Annotated in this window: 24 protein-coding genes; 16 read left to right on the forward strand and 8 right to left on the reverse strand. The window is 58.5% G+C overall.

Features of this window, described 5'->3' with window-relative positions:
* The first annotated feature begins 10 nt into the window (after window positions 1-10).
* Window positions 11-610 (forward strand): cob(I)yrinic acid a,c-diamide adenosyltransferase, encoded by a 600-nt coding sequence (cobO, locus tag ACR0BI_RS19805; RefSeq protein ID WP_170398223.1) that lies wholly within the window; start codon window positions 11-13, stop codon window positions 608-610.
* On the opposite strand, the gene ACR0BI_RS19810 is transcribed toward cobO, so the two are convergent.
* The 4 genes from ACR0BI_RS19810 to ACR0BI_RS19825 form a co-directional block, all read right to left on the reverse strand.
* Window positions 607-816, reverse strand: coding sequence for a hypothetical protein (locus tag ACR0BI_RS19810; RefSeq protein WP_170398221.1), 210 nt, complete (start codon window positions 814-816; stop codon window positions 607-609). The two genes, cobO and ACR0BI_RS19810, sit on opposite strands and share 4 nt — an antisense overlap.
* Before the next feature lie 268 nt (window positions 817-1,084).
* A complete protein-coding gene (locus tag ACR0BI_RS19815; protein WP_170398218.1) occupies window positions 1,085-1,450 on the reverse strand; it encodes an SPW repeat domain-containing protein in 366 nt (121 codons plus the stop codon).
* A 111-nt stretch (window positions 1,451-1,561) separates the two neighbouring features.
* Window positions 1,562-2,512 (reverse strand): AraC family transcriptional regulator, encoded by a 951-nt coding sequence (locus ACR0BI_RS19820; RefSeq protein WP_170408132.1) that lies wholly within the window; start codon window positions 2,510-2,512, stop codon window positions 1,562-1,564.
* A gap of 116 nt (window positions 2,513-2,628) precedes the next feature.
* Complete coding sequence (locus ACR0BI_RS19825; RefSeq protein ID WP_170398212.1) at window positions 2,629-3,495, reverse strand: branched-chain amino acid aminotransferase; 867 nt, start codon at window positions 3,493-3,495, stop codon at window positions 2,629-2,631.
* A gap of 158 nt (window positions 3,496-3,653) precedes the next feature.
* Here ACR0BI_RS19825 and ACR0BI_RS19830 point away from each other — a divergent pair, with 158 nt between their 5' ends.
* From ACR0BI_RS19830 to ACR0BI_RS19895, 14 genes are all read left to right on the forward strand, one after another.
* A complete protein-coding gene (locus tag ACR0BI_RS19830) occupies window positions 3,654-4,166 on the forward strand; it encodes a MarR family winged helix-turn-helix transcriptional regulator (protein ID WP_170398209.1) in 513 nt (170 codons plus the stop codon).
* Entirely contained in the window at window positions 4,163-4,864 is a 702-nt protein-coding gene (locus tag ACR0BI_RS19835) for a response regulator (RefSeq protein ID WP_170513633.1), read from the forward strand. The genes ACR0BI_RS19830 and ACR0BI_RS19835 overlap by 4 nt, the downstream gene beginning before the upstream one ends.
* 69 nt (window positions 4,865-4,933) lie before the next feature.
* Window positions 4,934-5,860, forward strand: a complete 927-nt coding sequence (locus ACR0BI_RS19840; RefSeq protein WP_170466531.1) for a histone deacetylase family protein — start codon at window positions 4,934-4,936, stop codon at window positions 5,858-5,860.
* Complete coding sequence (locus ACR0BI_RS19845; protein ID WP_170613140.1) at window positions 5,857-6,099, forward strand: exodeoxyribonuclease VII small subunit; 243 nt, start codon at window positions 5,857-5,859, stop codon at window positions 6,097-6,099. The genes ACR0BI_RS19840 and ACR0BI_RS19845 overlap by 4 nt, the downstream gene beginning before the upstream one ends.
* Window positions 6,100-6,966 carry a polyprenyl synthetase family protein gene (locus ACR0BI_RS19850; protein WP_170625405.1) on the forward strand — a complete coding sequence of 289 codons (867 nt, stop codon included), beginning with the start codon at window positions 6,100-6,102 and terminating at the stop codon, window positions 6,964-6,966. It abuts the gene before it with no gap.
* Between the two features lie 14 nt (window positions 6,967-6,980).
* The gene (dxs, locus tag ACR0BI_RS19855; RefSeq protein WP_480562916.1) at window positions 6,981-8,909 is read left to right on the forward strand and encodes a 1-deoxy-D-xylulose-5-phosphate synthase; all 1,929 of its coding nucleotides are present in this window, start codon (window positions 6,981-6,983) and stop codon (window positions 8,907-8,909) included.
* A 140-nt stretch (window positions 8,910-9,049) separates the two neighbouring features.
* Window positions 9,050-9,559: a ferredoxin-type protein NapF gene (gene napF / locus ACR0BI_RS19860; protein WP_170466521.1), complete on the forward strand. Its 510-nt coding sequence runs from the start codon at window positions 9,050-9,052 to the stop codon at window positions 9,557-9,559.
* The gene (locus tag ACR0BI_RS19865; protein ID WP_170425561.1) at window positions 9,556-9,828 is read left to right on the forward strand and encodes a chaperone NapD; all 273 of its coding nucleotides are present in this window, start codon (window positions 9,556-9,558) and stop codon (window positions 9,826-9,828) included. Before napF ends, ACR0BI_RS19865 begins: the two co-directional genes overlap by 4 nt.
* A gap of 17 nt (window positions 9,829-9,845) precedes the next feature.
* Window positions 9,846-12,338 (forward strand): nitrate reductase catalytic subunit NapA, encoded by a 2,493-nt coding sequence (gene napA, locus ACR0BI_RS19870; RefSeq protein ID WP_480562915.1) that lies wholly within the window; start codon window positions 9,846-9,848, stop codon window positions 12,336-12,338.
* A 27-nt stretch (window positions 12,339-12,365) separates the two neighbouring features.
* Complete coding sequence (gene napG, locus ACR0BI_RS19875) at window positions 12,366-13,184, forward strand: ferredoxin-type protein NapG (RefSeq protein ID WP_480562914.1); 819 nt, start codon at window positions 12,366-12,368, stop codon at window positions 13,182-13,184.
* The gene (napH, locus tag ACR0BI_RS19880) at window positions 13,181-14,092 is read left to right on the forward strand and encodes a quinol dehydrogenase ferredoxin subunit NapH (RefSeq protein WP_480562913.1); all 912 of its coding nucleotides are present in this window, start codon (window positions 13,181-13,183) and stop codon (window positions 14,090-14,092) included. Before napG ends, napH begins: the two co-directional genes overlap by 4 nt.
* Before the next feature lie 12 nt (window positions 14,093-14,104).
* The gene (locus ACR0BI_RS19885; RefSeq protein WP_170398181.1) at window positions 14,105-14,539 is read left to right on the forward strand and encodes a nitrate reductase cytochrome c-type subunit; all 435 of its coding nucleotides are present in this window, start codon (window positions 14,105-14,107) and stop codon (window positions 14,537-14,539) included.
* A 26-nt stretch (window positions 14,540-14,565) separates the two neighbouring features.
* A complete protein-coding gene (locus ACR0BI_RS19890) occupies window positions 14,566-15,270 on the forward strand; it encodes a NapC/NirT family cytochrome c (RefSeq protein WP_170398176.1) in 705 nt (234 codons plus the stop codon).
* A 1-nt stretch (window position 15,271) separates the two neighbouring features.
* On the forward strand, window positions 15,272-15,529 hold the full coding sequence (locus ACR0BI_RS19895) for a hypothetical protein (RefSeq protein ID WP_170408114.1): 258 nt from the start codon (window positions 15,272-15,274) through the stop codon (window positions 15,527-15,529).
* 33 nt (window positions 15,530-15,562) lie between these two features.
* On the opposite strand, the gene ACR0BI_RS19900 is transcribed toward ACR0BI_RS19895, so the two are convergent.
* Entirely contained in the window at window positions 15,563-16,264 is a 702-nt protein-coding gene (locus ACR0BI_RS19900; protein ID WP_480562912.1) for a Crp/Fnr family transcriptional regulator, read from the reverse strand.
* 185 nt (window positions 16,265-16,449) lie between these two features.
* Between ACR0BI_RS19900 and hemA the strand changes: the two genes are divergently transcribed.
* Window positions 16,450-17,673: a 5-aminolevulinate synthase gene (gene hemA / locus ACR0BI_RS19905; protein WP_170425552.1), complete on the forward strand. Its 1,224-nt coding sequence runs from the start codon at window positions 16,450-16,452 to the stop codon at window positions 17,671-17,673.
* Window positions 17,674-17,733: 60 nt separating this feature from the next.
* Here hemA and ACR0BI_RS19910 read toward each other — a convergent pair whose 3' ends face one another.
* Genes ACR0BI_RS19910 through ACR0BI_RS19920 form a run of 3 tightly spaced genes read right to left on the reverse strand, consistent with a single transcriptional unit; the run spans window position 17,734 to window position 20,494 of the window.
* Window positions 17,734-18,021, reverse strand: coding sequence for a cytochrome C oxidase subunit IV family protein (locus ACR0BI_RS19910; protein WP_480459885.1), 288 nt, complete (start codon window positions 18,019-18,021; stop codon window positions 17,734-17,736).
* Window positions 18,022-18,026: 5 nt separating this feature from the next.
* Window positions 18,027-18,575: a cytochrome c oxidase subunit 3 gene (locus ACR0BI_RS19915; protein WP_170425549.1), complete on the reverse strand. Its 549-nt coding sequence runs from the start codon at window positions 18,573-18,575 to the stop codon at window positions 18,027-18,029.
* Window positions 18,572-20,494, reverse strand: coding sequence for a VWA domain-containing protein (locus ACR0BI_RS19920; RefSeq protein ID WP_170636634.1), 1,923 nt, complete (start codon window positions 20,492-20,494; stop codon window positions 18,572-18,574). The genes ACR0BI_RS19915 and ACR0BI_RS19920 overlap by 4 nt, the downstream gene beginning before the upstream one ends.
* Window positions 20,495-20,500: the final 6 nt, after the last annotated feature.

Raw genomic sequence — 20,500 nt, forward strand, 5'->3', positions numbered from 1 at the left:
AGGTTTCCCGATGAGCGACGCACAGAACCACAAAGAAAAGATGCAAGAGGTGCAAGCCAAGCACCGCAAGAAAGTCTCGGAAGCGGTCGATCCCGGCCGGGGACTGGTGCTGATCAATACAGGTAAGGGCAAGGGAAAATCCTCGGCTGCGTTTGGCGTGGTGATCCGGGCATTGGGCTGGGGCCAGAAAGTGGCTGTGGTTCAGTTCATCAAGGGCAAGTGGAAAACCGGTGAGCGCAGGTTCTTTGAGGAACGCGACCTGGTCACCTGGCACACGATGGGCGAAGGGTTTACCTGGGATACACAAGACCGCGAGCGCGACATCGCGGCTGCGACTTCGGCCTTCAACAAGGCCTGTGATCTGATGAAAAGCGGCGACTACGATCTGGTTGTTCTCGACGAGATCAATATCGCCCTGCGCTACGAATACCTTTCAGTAGACACTGTTATTGAGGGGCTTCAGACCCGATCAGACAAAACCAGCGTGTTCCTGACTGGCCGGGATGCCCCGCAAGCCCTCAGGGACTATGCGGATCTGGTAACCGAGATGACCGAAGAAAAACACCCGTTCCAAGCCGGCATCAAAGCTCAACGTGGTGTGGATTTCTAGGCCCGCGCACCACCCTCATTCAGCGCGCGCATCGAATCGCGCCTGACTGCGTACATCGTTGCGGCTGAGCGTTCTTCGAGCGCCCGGCAGCGCTCGGCGTTGCAGGTCTTGTGATCGAGATAGGCCGCGACTTCTGAGGTTAGCGCGTCGCAATCACACGATGCACAGCAGGGATCGGCCATCAATTCTTCAAATCGATCACGCAATCGCGGGCTCCTTTGGTCGTTCCCGGGGCGATGGCGGGCTTTCACATCTGCTTTTGCTGAGCCCACAGATCGCCCCGGAACCAGTTGCTTGATGGTGTCATCTGGCGTTGCCCTATATCTGATGGTTTTTGTCGGAAAATTCAAGCCTGAAAATCTGATGCAACAGGGGCGACCCATTGGGCAAATTTGGCCTTATTAGTGTCTAAAACAAAAAAAGGCCATCCGGATGCCCGCATGGCCCAGCTGATCGCTACGGTTCTGACTCACTTCAAACAATAGCGCTCTGTTCGGGCGCGCTGAGCGAGATCACCACAACGACTGCGGCCCCGTTCACCCAGTAGAACAACGCATCAAGCCCAGAAAATCCAAACAGGCTGGGCGCAAACAGGAACGTGACGCCGACAAGCAGATCAACAGCCAAGTGGAACTTGTATGGCAGAACCCGCCAAATCCCAAGGTGATGGTCTGTCAGAACGGTCAGTACGAATGCTGCAATGCCGGTCACAACGGACAGCCAGAGTGCCAGCGGGTTGGACTGGCCCAGCCCCAGTACAAAAGGCAAAACCATCAGCGCAATCGCAACCGGGTAGTCAAGATAGGCATGGACAGAGCGGGTGACAAAACGCAGGGACATGTGAACTTCCTTTCTTCAATCAGTGATGATCAAAGATTAGGGGCGCGCGATTGAACGCAACATCTCAGTTCGTTTTGCATTTATTGCAGATCGTTCAATTGATCAGTACGATTAGTGCATCGCACGGTACGCGGCGGGCGACAGTCCGACCTGCTTCTTGAACACGCGTGAAAACGCAGCCTCGGACGCGTATCCCACTTCTGCTGCGGCATCCGCAACGTTCCAGCGATTTTCGGTCAACCCATGGCACGCGATCTGCATCCGCCAGTCCGTCAGGTACTGCATCGGGGTAGTCCCCATCTTTTGTGAGAAAAGCTGCGCAAATGCGGTGCGTGACATTGCTGCTTCTCGCGCGAGCATCGCAACGCTCCACTCCTGCGCCGGAGACTGGTGAAATGCTGTCAGCGCCCGCGAGATGCGCGGATCGGCAAATCCGGCAAGCGCGGCATCATGAGGACTTTGATGTTCAAGGTATGCCCGGATCGCTTGCGCAAACAGCACTTCGGACAGTTTCAGCGCGATCAGGTCACCGCCGATACGAGCACCGGACACTTCAGATCCGATCATACGCAATGTCGCCTCGATCCAGGCCCCCGCTTCTTCACCGTAATTCTCGATCAGTATAAAAGGTGGCAACCGGTCGATCAGCATATGACCGGTTCCGTTTCGCCCGGCTGGCCCGGTGAATGAGAAATGTCCGCAAATCAGTTGCGTATCGCGCTCGTCTTCCTCACCGCCATAAACCAGGACACCATCGCCTTTGTAGCCTGACAGCTCTAACACCCGCTCAAGGGGCAAGGCATCATAGGGTTTGACTTCATTACACAGCAGCGCATGCGGCGCACCGTGGGGAATAAGAATCAGATCACCCTGCCGCAACCGCAAGGTCTCGCCGGTTGTTGGCAGGTGCACCTTCAATTCGCCGCGTTGCACAAAGTGAAACCGGGCCACGTTCTCGAAGCCCGGCACCTGTATCCCAAACGGCGGAGTAAAGGATGTGCGGAAATAAAATGTGCCACGCAGAGACAGGCGTGTAAGGATATCGCTGAGAAGATCTAACATGAGCCAACGATACGGCTTGGCCCGGCAGCGTCCATACCTTCGAACGATCTGCATGCATATTTGCATGATCTGCAATCAAAACCCCCGCCTGAGCGGGGGTTCAATACGGTGTTAACTTACGCGCGGACCAATTTCTCGTAATCTTCGGCGATTTCGCGGGTCAGATCGCCAACCTCGAAGGTATAATCGCCGATCTGCCCGACAGGTGTAACCTCGGCTGCAGTGCCAGTCAGCCAGCATTGCTCGAAATCGGCCATCTCCTCGGGACGGATCCGACGTTCATGAACAGTGATGCCCTTGTCTTTCAGCATCTGGATCACCGTCTGACGAGTGATGCCGTTGAGGAAGCAATCGGCCAGCGGGGTGTGCACTTCGCCATCCTTAACGAAGAAGACATTTGCCCCCGTCGCCTCGGCGACATTGCCATTATAATCCATGAACAAAGCGTCCGAGCAGCCTTTGGCCTCAGCTTTGTGTTTGGAAATGGTGCAGATCATGTAAAGACCTGCTGCCTTGGCATGGACTGGAATGGTTTCCGGACTGGGTCGTTTCCACTCGGCGATGTCCAACTTGGCGCCTTGCATCTTAGCGTCACCGTAATAGGCACCCCAAGGCCAAACAGCGATGGCCATCCGAACCGGATTCTTGGCGGACGCCACACCCATATCCTCGCCCGAGCCACGCCAGACCAGCGCACGTACATACGCATCTTGAAGACCACTGGCTTTGAGCGCTTCTTCCTTGGCGGCCTCGATCTCATCGACCGAGTATGGCATCGGCATATCCAGCGCCTCTGCCGACGCGATCAGGCGTTCGGAATGCTCGCGGCTTTTGAAGATCTTGCCGTTGTAAGCGCGCTCACCCTCGAACACCGAAGACGCATAATGCATCGCGTGGGACAGGATGTGCACATTGGCCTCACGCCAGGGCACCAATTCGCCATCCATCCAGATGACACCGTCGCGATCGTCATATCCAGCCATGCGAAACCTCCTGAACCGGTCGATATTTCCGAATGTTGCGCCGCTTAGGTCCGTATCGGACACAATGTTGCGCAAAAACTGCGATTCGATACCTGCGCGCTCTTGGAATGTCAATAAGGCTGACATAAAGTCAGGTTATATTGCGAATGAGGCCCAACATGACCGACATCCGTCCCGCCCCGGTCTTTGGCGGAGAAAGCCTGTTGTTTCTGACAGATGAACAACTGAGGCAGGGCATCGAGGCCATGTTTTTTGCCTATCGAGGTTTTACCGCTGATCCTGATCGCATCCTGACTGAATTGGCCTATGGTCGGGCGCATCACCGGGCCATCCACTTTATCAACCGAGCGCCGGGAACGACGGTGAACAATCTGCTGGCCATATTGGGTGTCACGAAGCAATCGCTGAATCGCGTCTTGCGCAGCCTGATTGAAGATGGGTTGGTCGAAAGCCGGGTCGGAACAGTGGACAAACGCGAACGCCACCTATTTCTGACGGATAAAGGAAAGGCACTCGAGGCCAAACTATCTGACGCCCAGCGCGCCCGGATGCGTGCGGCCTACAAAGATGCGGGCCCCGAAGCGGTGGCCGGGTTTCGCAAAGTGCTTGAAGCGATGATGGATGCTGATATGCGTCGTGCATATACGAAACTGCGGGATACGACTTCATGAGCGAAATGGACGCCCATCTTCTGATCGTCGACGATGACGAGCGTATTCGTGATTTGCTCAAGAAATTCCTGATGCGCAGCGGTTTTCTTGTAACCGCGGCGCGGGATGCAGCGCACGCACGGCGGGTTTTGTCGGGGCTCGATTTCGACTTGATTGTACTGGATGTGATGATGCCCGGCGAAGACGGCGTTAGCCTGACCCGATCCCTGCGCGACACCCATTCCACCCCGATCCTGCTTTTGACGGCCAAGGGCGAGACCGAGCATCGGATTGCCGGGCTTGAGGCGGGCGCGGATGACTATCTGGCCAAGCCATTCGAGCCGAAAGAGTTGCTGCTGAGGATCAACGCCATTCTGCGTCGGATGCCAGAGACACCTGCACAGGACACGGCGGCGAAGATTCTACATCTTGGGCCCATTCGCTATGATATCGAACGCGGTGAGATGTGGCAGGGCGAAGACCCGGTGCGCCTAACCGCGACCGAAAGCCAGTTGATGAAAATATTCTCGGCTCAACCCGGCGAACCGATCAGCCGGGCCAAGCTGGTCGAAGATCTGGGGCGTGACAAAGGTCAGGCACAGGAGCGCGCTGTGGACGTACAGATCACCCGCTTGCGTCGGAAGCTTGAGCAAGATCCGAAGCAACCCCGGTATCTGCAGACCGTACGGGGTGCAGGGTATATGTTGGCACCGGATTGATTTTGCCGCTGCGCGGCGATCTTAAGCCTTCGGCGAAGGTATTTTTAGCCAGATGAAGATGGGATCCTGATGAAAACCGCCCTATTGACCCATGCAGATTGTTTGCACCATGTGACACCTGAGGGACATCCGGAACGGGTTGCGCGGTTGGAGCATATCCTGCATGCGCTTGAGGGGCTGGATGTTCAGCGTGTGACGGCGCCGTTGGCGGCGGATGATGATCTGCTAAGGGTGCATCCGCAGAACCATATCAGCGATATTCTCGACCATAGGCCCCCGGATGGGTTCAAGCAGATTGATGGGGATACGTTCATGTCTCCGGGATCTGTTGATGCGGCCTATCGTGCGGCGGGCGCGGTGGTGCGGGCCGTTGATTTGGTACTGACCGGCGAAGCGCCGAACGCGTTTTGCGCTATTCGGCCTCCGGGGCATCATGCCGAGACCGAGACGGCAATGGGGTTCTGCCTGTTTGGGAATGCCGCGCTGGCTGCAAAGCACGCGTTGGATCATCACGGGTTGAACCGCGTGGCAGTGGTGGATTTCGACGTGCATCATGGCAATGGCACGCAAGACCTGCTTTGGGATGAGAAACGCGCTTTGGTGATCACCAGCCAGCAGATGCCCTTATGGCCCGGCTCGGGCCGCCCGGATGAGACCGGTGCTTATGAAACCGTTTTGAACATACCACTGGCTCCGGGCACGGGTGGGGCCGAGATGCGGGGAGCCTATGAGGCGCAAGCCTTTCCGCGTCTGCGGGCGTTTAGGCCGGAACTGATCATTATTTCCGCTGGGTTTGATGCGCATCAGGATGATCCGTTGGCCAATCTCAATTGGTCCACGGGCGATTTCGCCTGGATCACGGCGGAGCTGTGCAAGATTGCCGATGACGTGTGTGATGGCCGTATCGTCTCGACTCTGGAAGGCGGTTATGATCTGAACGCATTGGCCGAGGCGACACGCGCCCATGTGGAAGAACTGATAAAGGCAGCACGATGACCGATACCCCAGTTGAACAGATGACGTTCGAACAAGCGATGAAAGAGCTTGAGGCCGTGGTTGGCCAGTTGGAACGTGGTGATGTGGCGCTGGATCAATCGATTGCGCTGTACGAACGTGGCGCCGCATTGAAGAAGCGCTGCGAGGATGAGCTGAAGCGTGCTGAGGAAAAAGTGGCCGCGATCACTCTGGACGCAGGTGGTCAGCCAACCGGGACGACGCCTGTCGAAGGTCAGTAAATGTTTCGTGAAAAGCTGGCACAGGATGCCGCGCTGATTCAGAGCCATTTCGATTTGGTTCTGAGCGCGCTGGATGATCTGGATGTGACACGGGCCATGGCCTATGCCACCGAGGGCGGCAAGCGTCTGCGAGGGTTTATGGTATTGGAAAGCGCGCGGTTGCTTGGCGTCGATACAGCTCGGGCAATCTGGCCAGCGACGGGTATCGAAGCGCTGCATGCATACTCTCTGGTCCATGACGACCTGCCTTGCATGGATGATGACGACCTGAGGCGTGGACGCCCAACGGTGCACGTGAAATGGGATGAGGGCACCGCCGTTCTGGCCGGGGATGCGCTGCAGACACTTGCGTTTGAGCTTTGCACGCGGCCAGAGGTCGGAAATGCTGAAATACGCGCTGAACTGGCTCTAACACTGGCAAAAGCGAGCGGCGCACAGGGTATGGTTCTGGGTCAGGCGCTGGATATCGCCGCTGAGACGGCAGCGGAGCCGCTGACACTGGATGAGATTACACATCTGCAAGCGGGCAAGACCGGTGCGTTGATCGAATGGTCCGCCTGTGCGGGTGCGCGATTGGCGCAGGCCGATCCCACCCCCTTGCGCCAATATGCCCAGGCGCTTGGGCTTGCCTTTCAGATCGCGGATGACATTTTGGATGTCGAAGGAGATGCCGAAAAGGCCGGAAAGCGGCTGCAGAAAGACGCCGAGGCGGGCAAAGCGACCTTTGTCTCGCTACTGGGTCTGGACGCCGCCAGATCCCGTGCAATTGAGCTTGTGGATCAGGCTTGTGCTGCGCTGGACGAACATGGCCCCGCTGCAGAAACCTTGAAGCAGGCTGCCCGCTTCGTTATTGCCCGGGACAGCTAAGCCAGGAACGCCAAATGTCTGACCGCCCGAATACGCCCTTGTTGGACCTTGTGAGCCGCCCAGCGGATCTGAAGCAGTTTTCAGATGCGCAGTTGCATCAGGTCGCACATGAGTTGCGGGCCGAGACGATTTCAGCAGTTTCGGTGACCGGAGGGCATCTGGGCGCGGGTCTGGGTGTCGTCGAGCTGACCACGGCGCTGCACGCGGTATTCGACACGCCACGAGACAAGATCATCTGGGACGTAGGTCACCAGTGTTATCCGCACAAGATTCTGACAGAACGCCGGGGCCGAATTCGCACCCTTCGCACAAAAGGCGGCCTAAGCGGATTCACCAAGCGCAGTGAAAGCGCCTATGATCCATTCGGCGCTGCACATTCCAGTACCTCGATCAGTGCCGCGTTAGGCTTTGCTGTCGCGCGTGATCTGGGCGGCGTTACGCCTGAAGGGCTGGGCGATGCGATCGCTGTGATCGGCGATGGCTCTATGTCCGCCGGCATGGCCTTTGAGGCGATGAACAACGCAGGCCACCTGAAGAAACGCTTGATCGTAGTTCTCAATGACAATGAGATGAGCATTGCACCGCCGGTGGGTGCCCTATCGAACTATCTATCGCGCATCTATGCCGAAGAACCGTTTCACGATCTGAAAGCTGCTGCCAAAGGTGCGGTGTCGTTGCTGCCGGAACCCTTCCGCGAAGGGGCAAAGCGCGCCAAGGATATGCTGAAAGGCATGGCTATGGGTGGGACGCTATTTGAAGAGCTCGGCTTTTCCTATCTTGGCCCGATCTACGGGCATGATCTGGACCAGTTGCTGCCGGTTCTGCGTGCGGTCAAGGCGAAGGCAAGCGGACCGATCCTGATCCATGTGCTGACCAAGAAAGGCAAGGGGTATGCCCCCGCCGAACAGGCCCGCGACAAGGGTCACGCGACCGCCAAGTTCGATGTGGTGACGGGCGAGCAGAAAAAGGCGCCTTCGAACGCGCCTTCCTATACCTCGGTCTTTGGCAAGACGCTGGTCGATGAAGCAGCGCGGGATGACAAGATCGTCGCGGTTACAGCCGCGATGCCGGACGGTACCGGGCTGAACCTGTTTGCCGAGCGCTATCCGTCGCGCTGTTTCGACGTTGCGATTGCCGAACAGCATGGCGTGACCTTCTCGGCTGCGCTGGCCGCCGGGGGCATGAAACCATTCTGTGCGATGTATTCGACATTCCTGCAGCGTGGCTATGATCAGGTTGTGCATGATGTGGCGATCCAACGCCTGCCGGTGCGATTTGCCATCGACCGTGCGGGTCTGGTTGGGGCAGACGGTGCGACCCATGCGGGGTCGTTTGATATTGCTTACATGGCCAACCTTCCGGGTATGGTTGTCATGGCGGCTGCAGATGAGGCCGAATTGATGCACATGGTCGCCACTGCGGTGGCACATGACGATGGCCCGATCGCTTTCCGGTATCCTCGCGGCGAAGGAGCGGGCGTTGATCTGCCCGAGCGCGGAGAAGTATTGGAGATCGGCAAGGGCCGGTTGATCCAGAAAGGTGCCCGAGTGGCGCTGCTGTCTTTCGGTACGCGGCTGGCCGAGGTGCAGAAAGCGGCAGAGGCGCTGTCGGCGCGCGGGATCAAGCCCACCATCGCCGATGCACGCTTTGCCAAACCGCTGGATCGGGACCTGATCCTTGATCTGGCTGCCAATCACGAGGCACTGATCACCATCGAGGAAGGGGCCATCGGCGGCTTTGGCAGCCATGTTGCGCAATTGCTTGCGGATGAGGGCGTGTTTGACGAAGGGTTGAAGTATCGCTCGATGGTGCTGCCGGATATCTTCATCGATCAGGCGAGCCCGGCGGATATGTACGCCGTCGCAGGAATGAACGCAGAACAGATCGAGGCAAAGGTGCTTTCGGTTCTTGGCGTTGCTACAATCGGTGAGAAACGCGCCTGATATTCGGGTGTTGCCGCCCCTGGATGCTGAAAAAATAAGCAGTTCAAAAATGATCTAGGTCAATTCCTTACACGCTGTGCTACGCTAACACCCGAGTCAGGCAGGCCAACCCCTGTCGATCACTCAAAGGTCGCGAGCGAATGAACAAGCTAGCCAGCCGACGCGCATTCCTGAAAGGGAAAGTGCTGCGCGAGGATACATCAGCCATCCACCCACCGGGTGCGGTGAACGAGTTTCTTGAGCTTTGCACCCAATGCGACGAATGCCGCGAGGCCTGCCCTGAAGATATCATCCGTTTCGACACGCAAGGCTGGCCTGTTGTGCAATTGGATGCAGGCCCCTGCACTTTTTGCGGTGATTGCGCCAACGCTTGCCCGACCGGGGCGCTGAATCCTGAACACGTGGCCGATTGGCCTTGGCGCGCTGCGGTGTCGGCCTCTTGCCTGTCGATGAATGGTGTCAGCTGTCGGGTCTGTCAGGATGTCTGCGACCACAATGCGATCCGCTTTCGGCTGCAAACCGGTGGTCGTGCTGAACCCCAACTCGACACCGATATTTGTACCGGCTGTGGCGCTTGTGCCAGCGCCTGCCCTGCCGGTTCTGTCAGCTTTGAACGCCACACCCCGCCCACTCAGGAGGTAGCCTTATGAATATCTGTGGATGCCTCGTCCATGTAACCCCCGAAACCACGCAGAGTGCACAGGCCGCGATTGCAGGTACAAACGGGGCAGAAGTTCACGCGGCATCCGAGGATGGCCGCATTGTTGTTGTGGTCGAGGATACGCCGGAAAAAATGGCTTCTGAGACGATCATGGATCTGCATCAGATCCCGGGTGTGATCTCTCTGACCCTGACCTACCACCATTTCGAAGACCTCGCGGAGACCCGTCCGCACCTTAATGCTTCTCGCCAGATCTAAAGCCGGAGACCCATGTCATGACCATCTCTGAATCCCGCCGGACCTTCTTGAAATCAACCGCCGCTGCTGCGACAGCATCAGCCGCAGGACTTCCCCTTGCGACCGGACAAGCCAGCGCTCAGGTCGGCAACCCTGATATCCGTTGGGACAAAGCCGCCTGCCGGTTCTGCGGCACCGGATGCTCGGTTCTGGTTGGCACCAAAGACGGGCGCGTGGTCGCCACGCAAGGCGACCCGGATGCGCCGGTGAACCGCGGTCTGAACTGTATCAAGGGCTATTTCCTGTCCAAGATCATGTACGGCAAAGACCGCCTGACCACGCCGATGCTGCGCAAAACCAACGGCGAATATGACAAGAATGGTGAGTTCGAACCCGTCAGCTGGGACGAAGCCTTCGACGTCATGGCTGCCAAGTGGAAAGAGGCCCTTGCCAAGAAAGGCCCGACCAGTGTCGGCATGTTCGGTTCGGGCCAGTGGACCGTTTGGGAAGGCTACGCCGCTGCCAAACTGATGAAGGCTGGTTTCCGGTCCAACAACATCGACCCGAACGCGCGCCACTGTATGGCCTCGGCGGTTGTCGGCTTCATGCGCACCTTCGGCATTGATGAACCAATGGGCTGCTATGACGATTTCGAGCACGCAGACACATTCGTGCTCTGGGGCTCGAACATGGCCGAGATGCACCCGATTCTGTGGTCACGCCTGACCGACACACGTCTGACCAAACCGGGATCCGAAGTGCATGTACTGTCGACCTATGAACACCGCTCGTTCGAGTTGGCCGACAATGGAATGGTCTTTGCGCCGCAGACCGATCTGGCGATCCTGAACTATATCGCCAACTACATTATCCAGAACGGCGCGGTGAACAAAGAGTTCGTCAACAAACACGTCAACATCACCAAGACCGCCACCGATATTGGCTATGGACTGCGCGATAACAACCCGCTGCAGGAAGAGGCAGAGAATCCAAACTCTGGCAAGATGGAGCCGATCAGCTTCGAAGAATATGCCGAAGCGGTATCGGAATACACGCTGGAATACACATCGGAACTCTCCGGTGTTCCTGCCGCTCAGCTTGAGCGTCTGGCCCAGCAATATGCCGACCCCAACCGCAAAGTGATGAGTCTGTGGACCATGGGCTTCAACCAGCACACTCGCGGATCGTGGGTGAACTCGCTGATGTACAATGTGCACCTGCTGGTGGGTAAGATTTCCGAACCCGGAAACTCGCCCTTCTCGCTCACCGGTCAACCTTCGGCCTGTGGTACGGCACGTGAGGTCGGAACCTTCGCTCACCGTCTGCCAGCTGATATGGTTGTTGCAAACGACAAACACCGCGAGATTTGCGAGACCGCGTGGAAAATTCCTGCGGGCACCATCCCACCCAAACCCGGGTTCCACGCCGTTTTGCAGCACCGCAAGCTGAAGGACGGCGATCTGAATGCCTATTGGGTGCAGTGCACCAACAACATGCAGGCCGCGCCCAATATCAACGAAGAAGGCTATCCCGGCTATCGCAACCCGGAGAACTTCATTGCCGTCTCCGATCCTTATCCTACTGTAACAGCCCTGTCGGCTGACCTGATCCTGCCTACCGCCATGTGGGTCGAGAAGGAAGGCGCCTATGGCAACGCCGAGCGTCGCACCCAATTCTGGCGGCAACAAGTCAAAGCTCCGGGCGAAGCGAAATCCGATCTGTGGCAGTTGATGGAGTTCTCCAAACGCTTCACCGTTGAAGAGGTTTGGGGCGAGGAACTGCTGGCCACCATGCCAGAACATCGTGGTAAGACCATGTATGACGTGCTGTTCGCCAATGGCACGATCGACAAGTTCCCGCTGTCAGAGACCGCAGAAGGATTCGACAACGACGAGTCCGAGCACTTTGGCTACTACGTGCAAAAGGGCCTGTTCGAGGAATATGCCGAGTTTGGGCGCGGCCACGCGCACGATCTGGCCCCATTCGAAACCTACCACCAGGCGCGTGGCCTGCGCTGGCCAGTCGTGGATGGTAAGGAAACACTGTACCGCTTCCGAGAAGGCTATGATCCGTATGTGCCTGAAGGCGAAGACGTGAAATTCTATGGCCATAAGGACGGCAAGGCCAAGATCATCTTCGCGCCATACGAACCCGCCCCCGAGGTACCGGATGAGGAATTCAACCTGTGGCTCTGCACAGGGCGTGTGCTGGAACATTGGCATTCAGGTTCGATGACCCGCCGCGTGCCCGAACTGCACCGCTCCTATCCCGCCGCCGTTGTCTACATGCACCCGGACGATGCGCGCGACCGCGGTCTGCGCCGCGGGCAGGAGATCGTTCTTTCCACCCGCCGCGGCGAAGTTAACAGCCGGGTCGAAACCCGAGGCCGGAACAAAGTGCCGCGTGGCCTGGTGTTCATGCCATGGTTCGACGAAGGCCAGTTGACAAACAAGCTGACTTTGGACGCGACCTGCCCGCTCTCGAAAGAGACCGACTTCAAGAAATGCGCCTGTAAGGTCGAGCGCGCGTAAAAGGCTGGCAAGGCAAAGGTCGTCCCCATGTCTCGTGTTGGCACACCCCTTTCGCCGCAGCGGCGCCGGTTCCTGCAGGACTCGGCGCGCGCAGCGGGTGGTTGCGTAGCAGCCGGGTCCTTGCTGGCCTGGCTGGCGCGGGACGCACGGGCGTTGCCGGCCGAGGCGTTGCGCCCCCCCGGTGCTTTGCCGGAAAAAGACTTTCTGTCAGCCTGCATCCGCTGTGGTCTGTGCGTGCGAGAGTGTCCCTATGACACGCTGAAACTGGCCGAGCTGGGTGTCGATGCGGTGGCCACCGGCACGCCGTATTTCACCGCCCGTGATATCCCTTGCGAAATGTGTGACGACATCCCCTGTGTCGCTGCCTGCCCGACCGGGGCGCTGGACCCCGGCCTGGACAATATCGACGACGCCAAGATGGGTGTCGCCGTTCTGGTCGATCAAGAAAACTGCCTGAACTTGTTCGGCCTGCGCTGCGATGTCTGTTACCGCGTCTGCCCCGCTATCGACGAGGCCATTACGCTGGAGACCGAACACAACGCCCGCTCGGGCAGTCATGCAATCTTCATTCCAACCGTTCACGCCGATCATTGCACCGGCTGCGGCGTTTGCGAGAAAAGCTGCGTTCTGCCCGAAGCGGCGATCAAGGTGCTGCCCGCCCGATTGGCTCGGGGCAGCAGCGCCGATCACTACCGCAAGGGCTGGGAAGAGAAAGAAGCCAAAGGCGCGCCCGTCGTCGAAGGTATCATCGATTTGCCTGATCGCCTGCCGGGACCGGGCACCGATAACCTTGTCGCACCGGGCGGGTTTGAGCCCAGATTCAAATTGCCGGAGGTCACTCAATGACCGTCCGCACAAACATGCCGCTGGGGCATGAAGCTATCGCCGCCAAAGGTTGGCTGAGTGCCCATAAATACCTGCTGCTGCGCCGCGCCAGCCAAGTGTTCTTCCTGGTACTGTTCCTGTTGGGCCCGTGGTTCGGCATCTGGATCGTGCAGGGCACTCTGGCCGGGTCGCTGACCCTAGGCGTACTGCCCCTGACCGATCCGTTCGTCTTGCTGCAAAGTCTGATCGCAGGGCACTGGCCCGAGCTGACCGCCGCCATTGGTGCCGTCATCGTTCTGGCGACCTACGCGTTGGTCGGAGGCCGCGTCTATTGCTCGTGGGTCTGCCCGATCAACCCTGTAACCGACGGCGCGCACTGGCTGCACCGCAAGCTGGGCCTGCAAAAAGGCTGGCAGCCCAAACGCGGAACGCGGCTGTGGATCATGGCCACCGTGCTGGTCGTGTCCGGCCTGACCGGCGCAATTGCATGGGAACTGGTCAACCCGATCACCATGCTGCATCGCGGACTGATCTTTGGCATGGGCTTCGTCTGGACGATGGTCGCCGCGATCTTCCTGTTTGACTTGCTTGTCTCGCGCCATGGATGGTGCGGCCATGTCTGCCCCGTAGGCGCATTCTACGGACTGGTGGGCAGCAAGGCGATGCTGCGGGTCACCGCCGCCAATCGCAACGCCTGTGACGATTGCATGGACTGCTACGCGGTTTGCCCGGAAAACCATGTGATCTCTCCGGCGCTGAAAGGCAAAGACAACCCGCTGATCCTGTCGCCCGACTGCACCAATTGCGGTCGCTGCATCGATGTCTGCGCTGAAGACGTTTTCAAATTCACCCATCGGTTCGACGCCCTGACCGTCGCGCCACCGGAATCAACCGCCGCGCCCCAGCCGCGCGCCTCAAGACCTTTTTGAAGGAGTGAGAAGATGAAAAAGCCGATCCTAGTGGGCCTTGCCCTGATCCCGCCGCTGCTCCTCGGTGGCCTGGCCCTCGCGCAGTCTGCCGGAGTTAACAGCCTACGCGGTGCCGAAGTCGATGAACCCGCCGTCCTGGATCAGGTGCATCGGACAGTCGAAGGCCGTATGCAGCGTAATTATCGCCAGCAGCCGCCGCTGATCCCACATTCGATCGAACAGTACCAGATCGACCTGCGCACCAATCAGTGCCTCTCCTGCCATGACTGGACCAAGGCTGGTGAACGCAACGCTCCGACGTTGTCGATGACTCACTATCTGGACCGCGAAGGGCGAGAGTTGGATCAGATCGCCGGCACACGGTATTTCTGCAATCAGTGCCACGTACCACAGGCCGATGCGCTGCCTCTGGTCGATAACACTTTTGAACCTTCCTCCGGAAACTGAACACAGGTCGAAAAGGAGAGCGCGACATGTCCGACTCCCAAGAAAAACAAGGACTCATCCGGCGCCTCTGGACCTGGTTCTGGAGCCCGATCGCCGTCCTCAGTGTCGGCTTTACACTACTGGCCGGGTTTCTGGCAGGCATCCTGTTCTGGGGTGGGTTCCACTGGGCACTGGAATTGACCAACACGGAAGAGTTCTGCGTATCCTGCCACACGATGGAAACCAATCTGGGCGAATATCGGGAAACGGTCCATTACAATAACGATTCCGGCGTGCGGGCCATCTGTTCCGATTGCCACGTCCCGGACGAGTGGAACCACAAGATCAAGGCCAAGATCATGGCCGTGAAGGACGTCTACCACGAACTGGCAGGCACCATCAGCACGAAAGAGAAGTATGAGGACCATCGTCTTTCCATGGCGTCGGCCGTATGGAAGAAGATGAAGGAATCCGACAGCCGGGAATGCCGCAACTGCCACAACTTTGACTATATGGACTTCACCCTTCAGGAAACCCGCGCAGCCAGCGAACACCAGCGCGCAATCGACACCGGCATGACCTGCATCGATTGCCACCAGGGCATCGCACACAGTCTCCCACCCAACTATTTGGAAACGTATGAGAAGATTGCGAAAGAGGTAGATGGTGAGGTTCTGCAGGAACACGCTGCAGCATCAGGGGACGACATCCGCGCGTTCCTGAACAAAAGCTCGGAACAAGGTGGGGACTGAGATGTTAGAGATACTTGGAACCATCGGCGGTAACGTACTGGGTCTGCCCGGCATTCTGGGTCTGGCACTGGGAATGATGACGCGCCAATACTGGTTGGGTGCACTGATGGGTGGATTGGTTGGCCTAATCGCGCCTCTGCTCTTTGCCGGTTGGCAGATTTCCCACGTTGGAACGATAGCGCTGCTGATCGCAATTATCGTTGGTCTCTGCGCCGGAAGTCTGGGCACCGCCATTCGCCGCAAGGGCGCAACCGTCTGAAGTGGTTGGTCGGGCCCGGCGGCAATTCCGGGGTCACCGCCCCCAGTTTTCCGCCGGATCGCTTTCCGCATAGTCCCGCAAAAGCGCGATATCCGAGATTTCGGCGTGGTTGCGGTTGATCTTCACACCCACCGCCTTGAGCCGCGAAAACGCCCGGCTCAGGCTTTCCGGCTTCATCCCCAGACGGCCTGCGATGAGCATCTTGTCGTAGGGCAGCAAAACCTCGCATCCGCCTTTGTCGCTGTCGCAGAGATTCAACAAAAACTCGGCCACGCGTTGCGCTCCGGTCTGAGCCTTGAGTTGCTCTAGCTGCGCCACCAACGAGTGAAGATGGGTAAAGGTCGCGGCCAGAATAGAAATACCGATCTCAGGGTCCTCTCTCATCAAAGAGATCAGGATCGGACTGGGGATATGCATGACATCACAGGCCGATACGGCCTCGGCGGATACAGGATAGGGAACGTTACGCAGAGCTACGGCCTCACCAAAGCTGTCACCACGTTTGAAGACGCTCACGACGGCTTCGGCCCCGGTGGGGGTCATGCGGAACAGCTTGACCCAACCCTCAAGCACGACGTGGATGGCCTGCGCTTTTTCCTCCTGCAGGAATATTGTCTCACCACGGTCATACTGGCGCCAGATCGCGTGGCTCAGCAGTGTTTCCACATGCTGTTCCGGTAAACTGCGCAGCAGCAGCGACTGACGTGCGACCGCTTTTTGTGCTTCGTGAGACAAGAGAATACCCCTGTTAATTCCTGCCGGCGCATGGGCGCGGTCGGTCCATCCCTGTTCCACGCTATGCCAGAGCCGGCAGTTGTGCACCATAGTTTTATGTTGTCTAAACTTGACTATTGTCATGTTGCGGCTTGGTTCGCTGCCCTATTCTCGGCTCAAAGCCAGTATTCCGGGGAGCACGTAACATGGACTACGAGCGTTATTTCAGTCAAAGCCTCAGTGACCTTCGGGATGAAGGGAACTATCGTGTTTTCATAGACTTGCAACGTCGCTGTGGTTCTTTCCCGAACGCACGTCAGACGGATGGATCTGTCCAGCGAAATGTGCGGATCTGGTGTTCGAATGACTATCTTGGCATGGGTCAGCACCCATCTGTTATCGATGCAATGCATGACGCATTGGATCGCTGTGGCGCGGGGGCCGGGGGCACGCGAAACATATCAGGCACCACTCACGACCACGTGCTGCTTGAGGCCGAACTGGCCGATCTGCATGGAAAGGAAGCCGCGCTTCTGTTTACTTCCGGGTATGTTTCGAATTGGGCAGCCCTTGGCACTCTCGCCGCGAAAATCCCCGGCCTGATCGTATTCTCTGATGCACTGAACCATGCCTCGATGATCGAAGGCATCCGCCACTCGCGGGCGCAGAAGGTGATCTGGAAACACAACGATTTGGATGACCTTGAAGCCAAACTGGCCGCAGCTGATCCCGATGCGCCGAAGATGATCGCGTTCGAGTCGGTCTATTCGATGGATGGTGACATCGCCCCCATCAAAGAGATTTGCGATCTCGCCGACAAATACGGCGCGATGACCTATCTGGATGAGGTTCATGCCGTTGGCCTCTATGGGCCACGCGGCGGTGGTATCGCTGAACGCGAAGGTCTGATGGATCGCTTGACGGTGATCGAAGGCACGCTTGGTAAAGCGTTCGGTGTGGTGGGCGGGTATATTGCTGCCTCGGCTGCGCTGTGCGATTTCGTGCGCAGCTTCGCCAGCGGGTTTATTTTTACCACCGCCCTGCCACCATCGATCGCGGCCGGGGCCGCGGCCTCGATCCGGCATTTGAAACAATCGAATGCTGAACGCGACCTGCAGAAAGCCCGTGTAGCTCAGGTTCGGGCCCGTTTGGATGCGGAAGGTATTCCTCATATTCCTAACCCCAGCCACATCATCCCGGTGATGGTTGGCGATCCGGTGAAGTGCAAGTTCATCTCGGACACGCTGCTGGAAGAGTTCGGCATCTACATTCAGCCGATCAATTATCCCACCGTACCAAAAGGGACCGAGCGTCTGCGGATCACGCCGTCTCCGGTACATACGGATGAGGATATCGAGCATCTGGTTGGCGCGCTGTCCACACTCTGGCAACGCTGTCAGATTGCGCGCATGCCGATGGCAGCCCAGTAACCAAGAAGCGCCCCCTAGCGTAAAACTTCGCCGTCTCCCCGGAGGCGGCGTTTTTTTGAGTCAGATCAGGTAGAGGGCAAAGACAATGATGGCAAAGCCCGTCAGCACCATGGTGAAACCTCGCAGCCAGGCCGGGCTGTTTACGAGATCAAGATAACAAGCCAGGATAACGCGACATTTCGCCAGTGCGAGGACCAGAATACACCCCGCCAGAACGGCTGGCGGGATGGGCAGCACAGTCAGCAGTGCAGATGCAACGCTGAGCGCCAGAAGGCTGAGCCATGCGCGCGTGAGCGTATTCGGGAGCCTCCGGCGGGAGTATTTGGGAAAAGATGAAGCTGCGGGCATCCGTATTATCCCAACAGGTAGATCACGGGGAAAAGCAGGATCCAGACCAGATCGACCATGTGCCAGAACTGCGCACCTGCCTCAATGTTGCGTGGATCGTCACGCCAGGCGACCAGCAGCAGGATACCGACCCCTGCCAACACATGTGCGGCGTGAAACCCGGTCAGCAGATAATAGAACAGGAAAAATGGGTGGGTCTCATAGGTGATCCCCTGTGCGGCTTTGCCCGCGTATTCCGCACCTTTGATGATCAGGAACACGACACCCAGCACGGCGGCAGTGATCAAGGCCATTCGAGCCACGCCCCGGCGCGCGATTTTTCGCCACTGCAGCGCCTGCGCCGCCAGATAGCCCGAAGTGACCAGCACCACCGTGTTTAGCGCTGCCCCTGTCCGGTAAAGGTGCGATTGAGCCTCGGCAAATCCTGTCGGGTCGGTCAGGCGCACGCCCATAAAGGCAATCAGGCCCGCGCCGAAAACCAGCAATTCCGAGATGATCAGAACCCACATCAGCAGCTCGCCCGGAAGCTCATCGATCAAAGAGGCGTCGCTCATGCTCCAACCAGTTGGCGGTAGATCTGAGGCAGGGCCATGATCAGCCGGTGCGGGTCGGGGATGACGGCGAAGCCGCCTTGACCGAACATGCGCGGGAACCAGCTTTTGCCGGTTTTGTCGATGGTAACGCCAAAGACCGATTGCCCTGCCCTACGCGCCTCGCGCACGGCCATGCAGGTGTCTTCGATACCGTGGCGACCCTCGTAATGGTCCAGGTCGTTGGGTTTGCCGTCAGTGATGATCAATAGCAACCGGCGTTTGCGCGATTGGCTGGCCAGATCGGCGGAACAATGGCGTATTGCGGCGCCGAGGCGGGTATAGTGGCCGGGGCGCAGCGAGGCGATGCGCTGTTCCACCAAACTACCCATCGGCTCATCGAAGCGTTTACAGCGCTGCACATAAACCCGCTGGCGTTTCAGCGAGCTGAAGGCGTGGATGGCGAAATCGTCGCCGCAGGCGTTCAGACCCCAGGCGAGTGCCGCAAGAGCCTCGCGTTCAATGTCGATTACGGCGCGGCCTGTGACGGCGCTTTCGGTCGAGCGGCTGACATCCAGCAGGATAGACACCGCCAAATCGCGCGCCTCGGGGCGCGATTGCATCCAAATACGTTCGGTGCCTTCGCCATTGGCACAACGGTCTACCTGCGCCCGAACGGCTGCCTCGATATCCAATTGATCACCATCCAGATGACCGCGTGTCATCACGCGGCCCGGGCGCAGCGCCTCGAACTGGCGTTTCACGGCGCGGATGCGGCGGGCAGTGGCGGGGTCTTTGCCGAACTCGGCGGCATCTTCGCGAATCTCGGCATCCGAGGTCAGAACGTTGACATGATCGGGCAAGTATTGGCCGGTGCGTACGTCCCATTCGGGATACAGAACCCGTCCCGACAGGCGTTCGCGGTTCACGTCCTCCGGAGCGAGGTCCAGATGAAGTTTCAGTTTGGTCGGCGGCGCCTTCGAGATCTGACCCAAGCCAATCTCTTCCTGATCATCGGCGGCTTTCTTGGCGTTATCCGGATCGTCATCGTCAATGCGCCGGTTGATGTTCAGGAACTCGGCCCAACTGAGGATCGCTTCGAACTTGTGCAGGATGAAACTGTCGCTGCGGTTGGCCTGATCCGATTTGCGGCGGCGGGCACGGTGGGTTTTTTCGCCGGATTCCTCAGGCGGTCCTTCGGTTTCGGGGTTCTCCACTTCGTTATGTTCGGAGAACCCGACCGGGCGCAACTCGGGCCACAGCGGGACAGGCCGGAAATGCTGATAGGCGCGCGGGGCGGTGAGGTCGTCATCCAACGCTAGAAGATGTTCAGCCTTTGGCGACAAAGGCGCGGGGTCACCAAGCATGTGGCGGACCAGTTCTTCAACCGCTGCCTCGACGGGTGGCAGCCCGGAAATGTCGCGTTGATACAGCACGCCCTTGCACAGCTCGGTATAAAGCGGGCGCAGACCAGGGGCGTTGTGCAACGCCGCCTCGACCATCTGTCGGGCGGCGACAAGCGCATGCAGGTCGGCGCGCAACGGGTCGTCTTCGTCGCTACGAGTTCCGGCATGTGCAGCGGCGGCGGCCAGCCAGACATAAAGCGCACCGTTGGCTTCACGCGCGGGAAACACCGCTAGCCGATCCGGCAAACGCAGAACTTCGCCATCGAACGACGCACGCGGCATTAGCTCGGCCTCGGTTGCCAGACGACGACGCCACCCCAGACGGTGGCGCGAAATCTCGGGCGAGACCGGGCGCAATTCTACGCCCGGACTACCCCCAAGTCCTCGAAAGAGGACTGCCAGCCGCCCTGCGACCTCTGAGAGGTCGACCGCGGCTCCATCATGCACTTCAGGTGCATCAAGGCGACTGGCAAGGGTGTGCCACAGTTTCCCGATCGTTTCTTCGGGTTCCCATGGCTCAAAATCGATCCTGACCATCGGCCG

This window comes from Ruegeria sp. E5 (assembly GCF_056534105.1).

Excerpts from the sequence above, each read along its gene's own strand:
- cobO (WP_170398223.1), top strand. The coding sequence starts at position 11 with ATGAGCGACGCACAGAACCACAAAGAAAAGATGCAAGAGGTGCAAGCC.
- ACR0BI_RS19815 (WP_170398218.1), bottom strand. The coding sequence starts at position 1,450 with ATGTCCCTGCGTTTTGTCACCCGCTCTGTCCATGCCTATCTTGACTAC.
- ACR0BI_RS19820 (WP_170408132.1), bottom strand. The coding sequence starts at position 2,512 with ATGTTAGATCTTCTCAGCGATATCCTTACACGCCTGTCTCTGCGTGGC.
- ACR0BI_RS19825 (WP_170398212.1), bottom strand. The coding sequence starts at position 3,495 with ATGGCTGGATATGACGATCGCGACGGTGTCATCTGGATGGATGGCGAA.
- ACR0BI_RS19830 (WP_170398209.1), top strand. The coding sequence starts at position 3,654 with ATGACCGACATCCGTCCCGCCCCGGTCTTTGGCGGAGAAAGCCTGTTG.
- ACR0BI_RS19835 (WP_170513633.1), top strand. The coding sequence starts at position 4,163 with ATGAGCGAAATGGACGCCCATCTTCTGATCGTCGACGATGACGAGCGT.
- ACR0BI_RS19840 (WP_170466531.1), top strand. The coding sequence starts at position 4,934 with ATGAAAACCGCCCTATTGACCCATGCAGATTGTTTGCACCATGTGACA.
- ACR0BI_RS19845 (WP_170613140.1), top strand. The coding sequence starts at position 5,857 with ATGACCGATACCCCAGTTGAACAGATGACGTTCGAACAAGCGATGAAA.
- ACR0BI_RS19850 (WP_170625405.1), top strand. The coding sequence starts at position 6,100 with ATGTTTCGTGAAAAGCTGGCACAGGATGCCGCGCTGATTCAGAGCCAT.
- dxs (WP_480562916.1), top strand. The coding sequence starts at position 6,981 with ATGTCTGACCGCCCGAATACGCCCTTGTTGGACCTTGTGAGCCGCCCA.
- napF (WP_170466521.1), top strand. The coding sequence starts at position 9,050 with ATGAACAAGCTAGCCAGCCGACGCGCATTCCTGAAAGGGAAAGTGCTG.
- ACR0BI_RS19865 (WP_170425561.1), top strand. The coding sequence starts at position 9,556 with ATGAATATCTGTGGATGCCTCGTCCATGTAACCCCCGAAACCACGCAG.
- napA (WP_480562915.1), top strand. The coding sequence starts at position 9,846 with ATGACCATCTCTGAATCCCGCCGGACCTTCTTGAAATCAACCGCCGCT.
- napG (WP_480562914.1), top strand. The coding sequence starts at position 12,366 with ATGTCTCGTGTTGGCACACCCCTTTCGCCGCAGCGGCGCCGGTTCCTG.
- napH (WP_480562913.1), top strand. The coding sequence starts at position 13,181 with ATGACCGTCCGCACAAACATGCCGCTGGGGCATGAAGCTATCGCCGCC.
- ACR0BI_RS19885 (WP_170398181.1), top strand. The coding sequence starts at position 14,105 with ATGAAAAAGCCGATCCTAGTGGGCCTTGCCCTGATCCCGCCGCTGCTC.
- ACR0BI_RS19890 (WP_170398176.1), top strand. The coding sequence starts at position 14,566 with ATGTCCGACTCCCAAGAAAAACAAGGACTCATCCGGCGCCTCTGGACC.
- ACR0BI_RS19895 (WP_170408114.1), top strand. The coding sequence starts at position 15,272 with ATGTTAGAGATACTTGGAACCATCGGCGGTAACGTACTGGGTCTGCCC.
- hemA (WP_170425552.1), top strand. The coding sequence starts at position 16,450 with ATGGACTACGAGCGTTATTTCAGTCAAAGCCTCAGTGACCTTCGGGAT.
- ACR0BI_RS19910 (WP_480459885.1), bottom strand. The coding sequence starts at position 18,021 with ATGCCCGCAGCTTCATCTTTTCCCAAATACTCCCGCCGGAGGCTCCCG.
- ACR0BI_RS19915 (WP_170425549.1), bottom strand. The coding sequence starts at position 18,575 with ATGAGCGACGCCTCTTTGATCGATGAGCTTCCGGGCGAGCTGCTGATG.
- ACR0BI_RS19920 (WP_170636634.1), bottom strand. The coding sequence starts at position 20,494 with ATGGTCAGGATCGATTTTGAGCCATGGGAACCCGAAGAAACGATCGGG.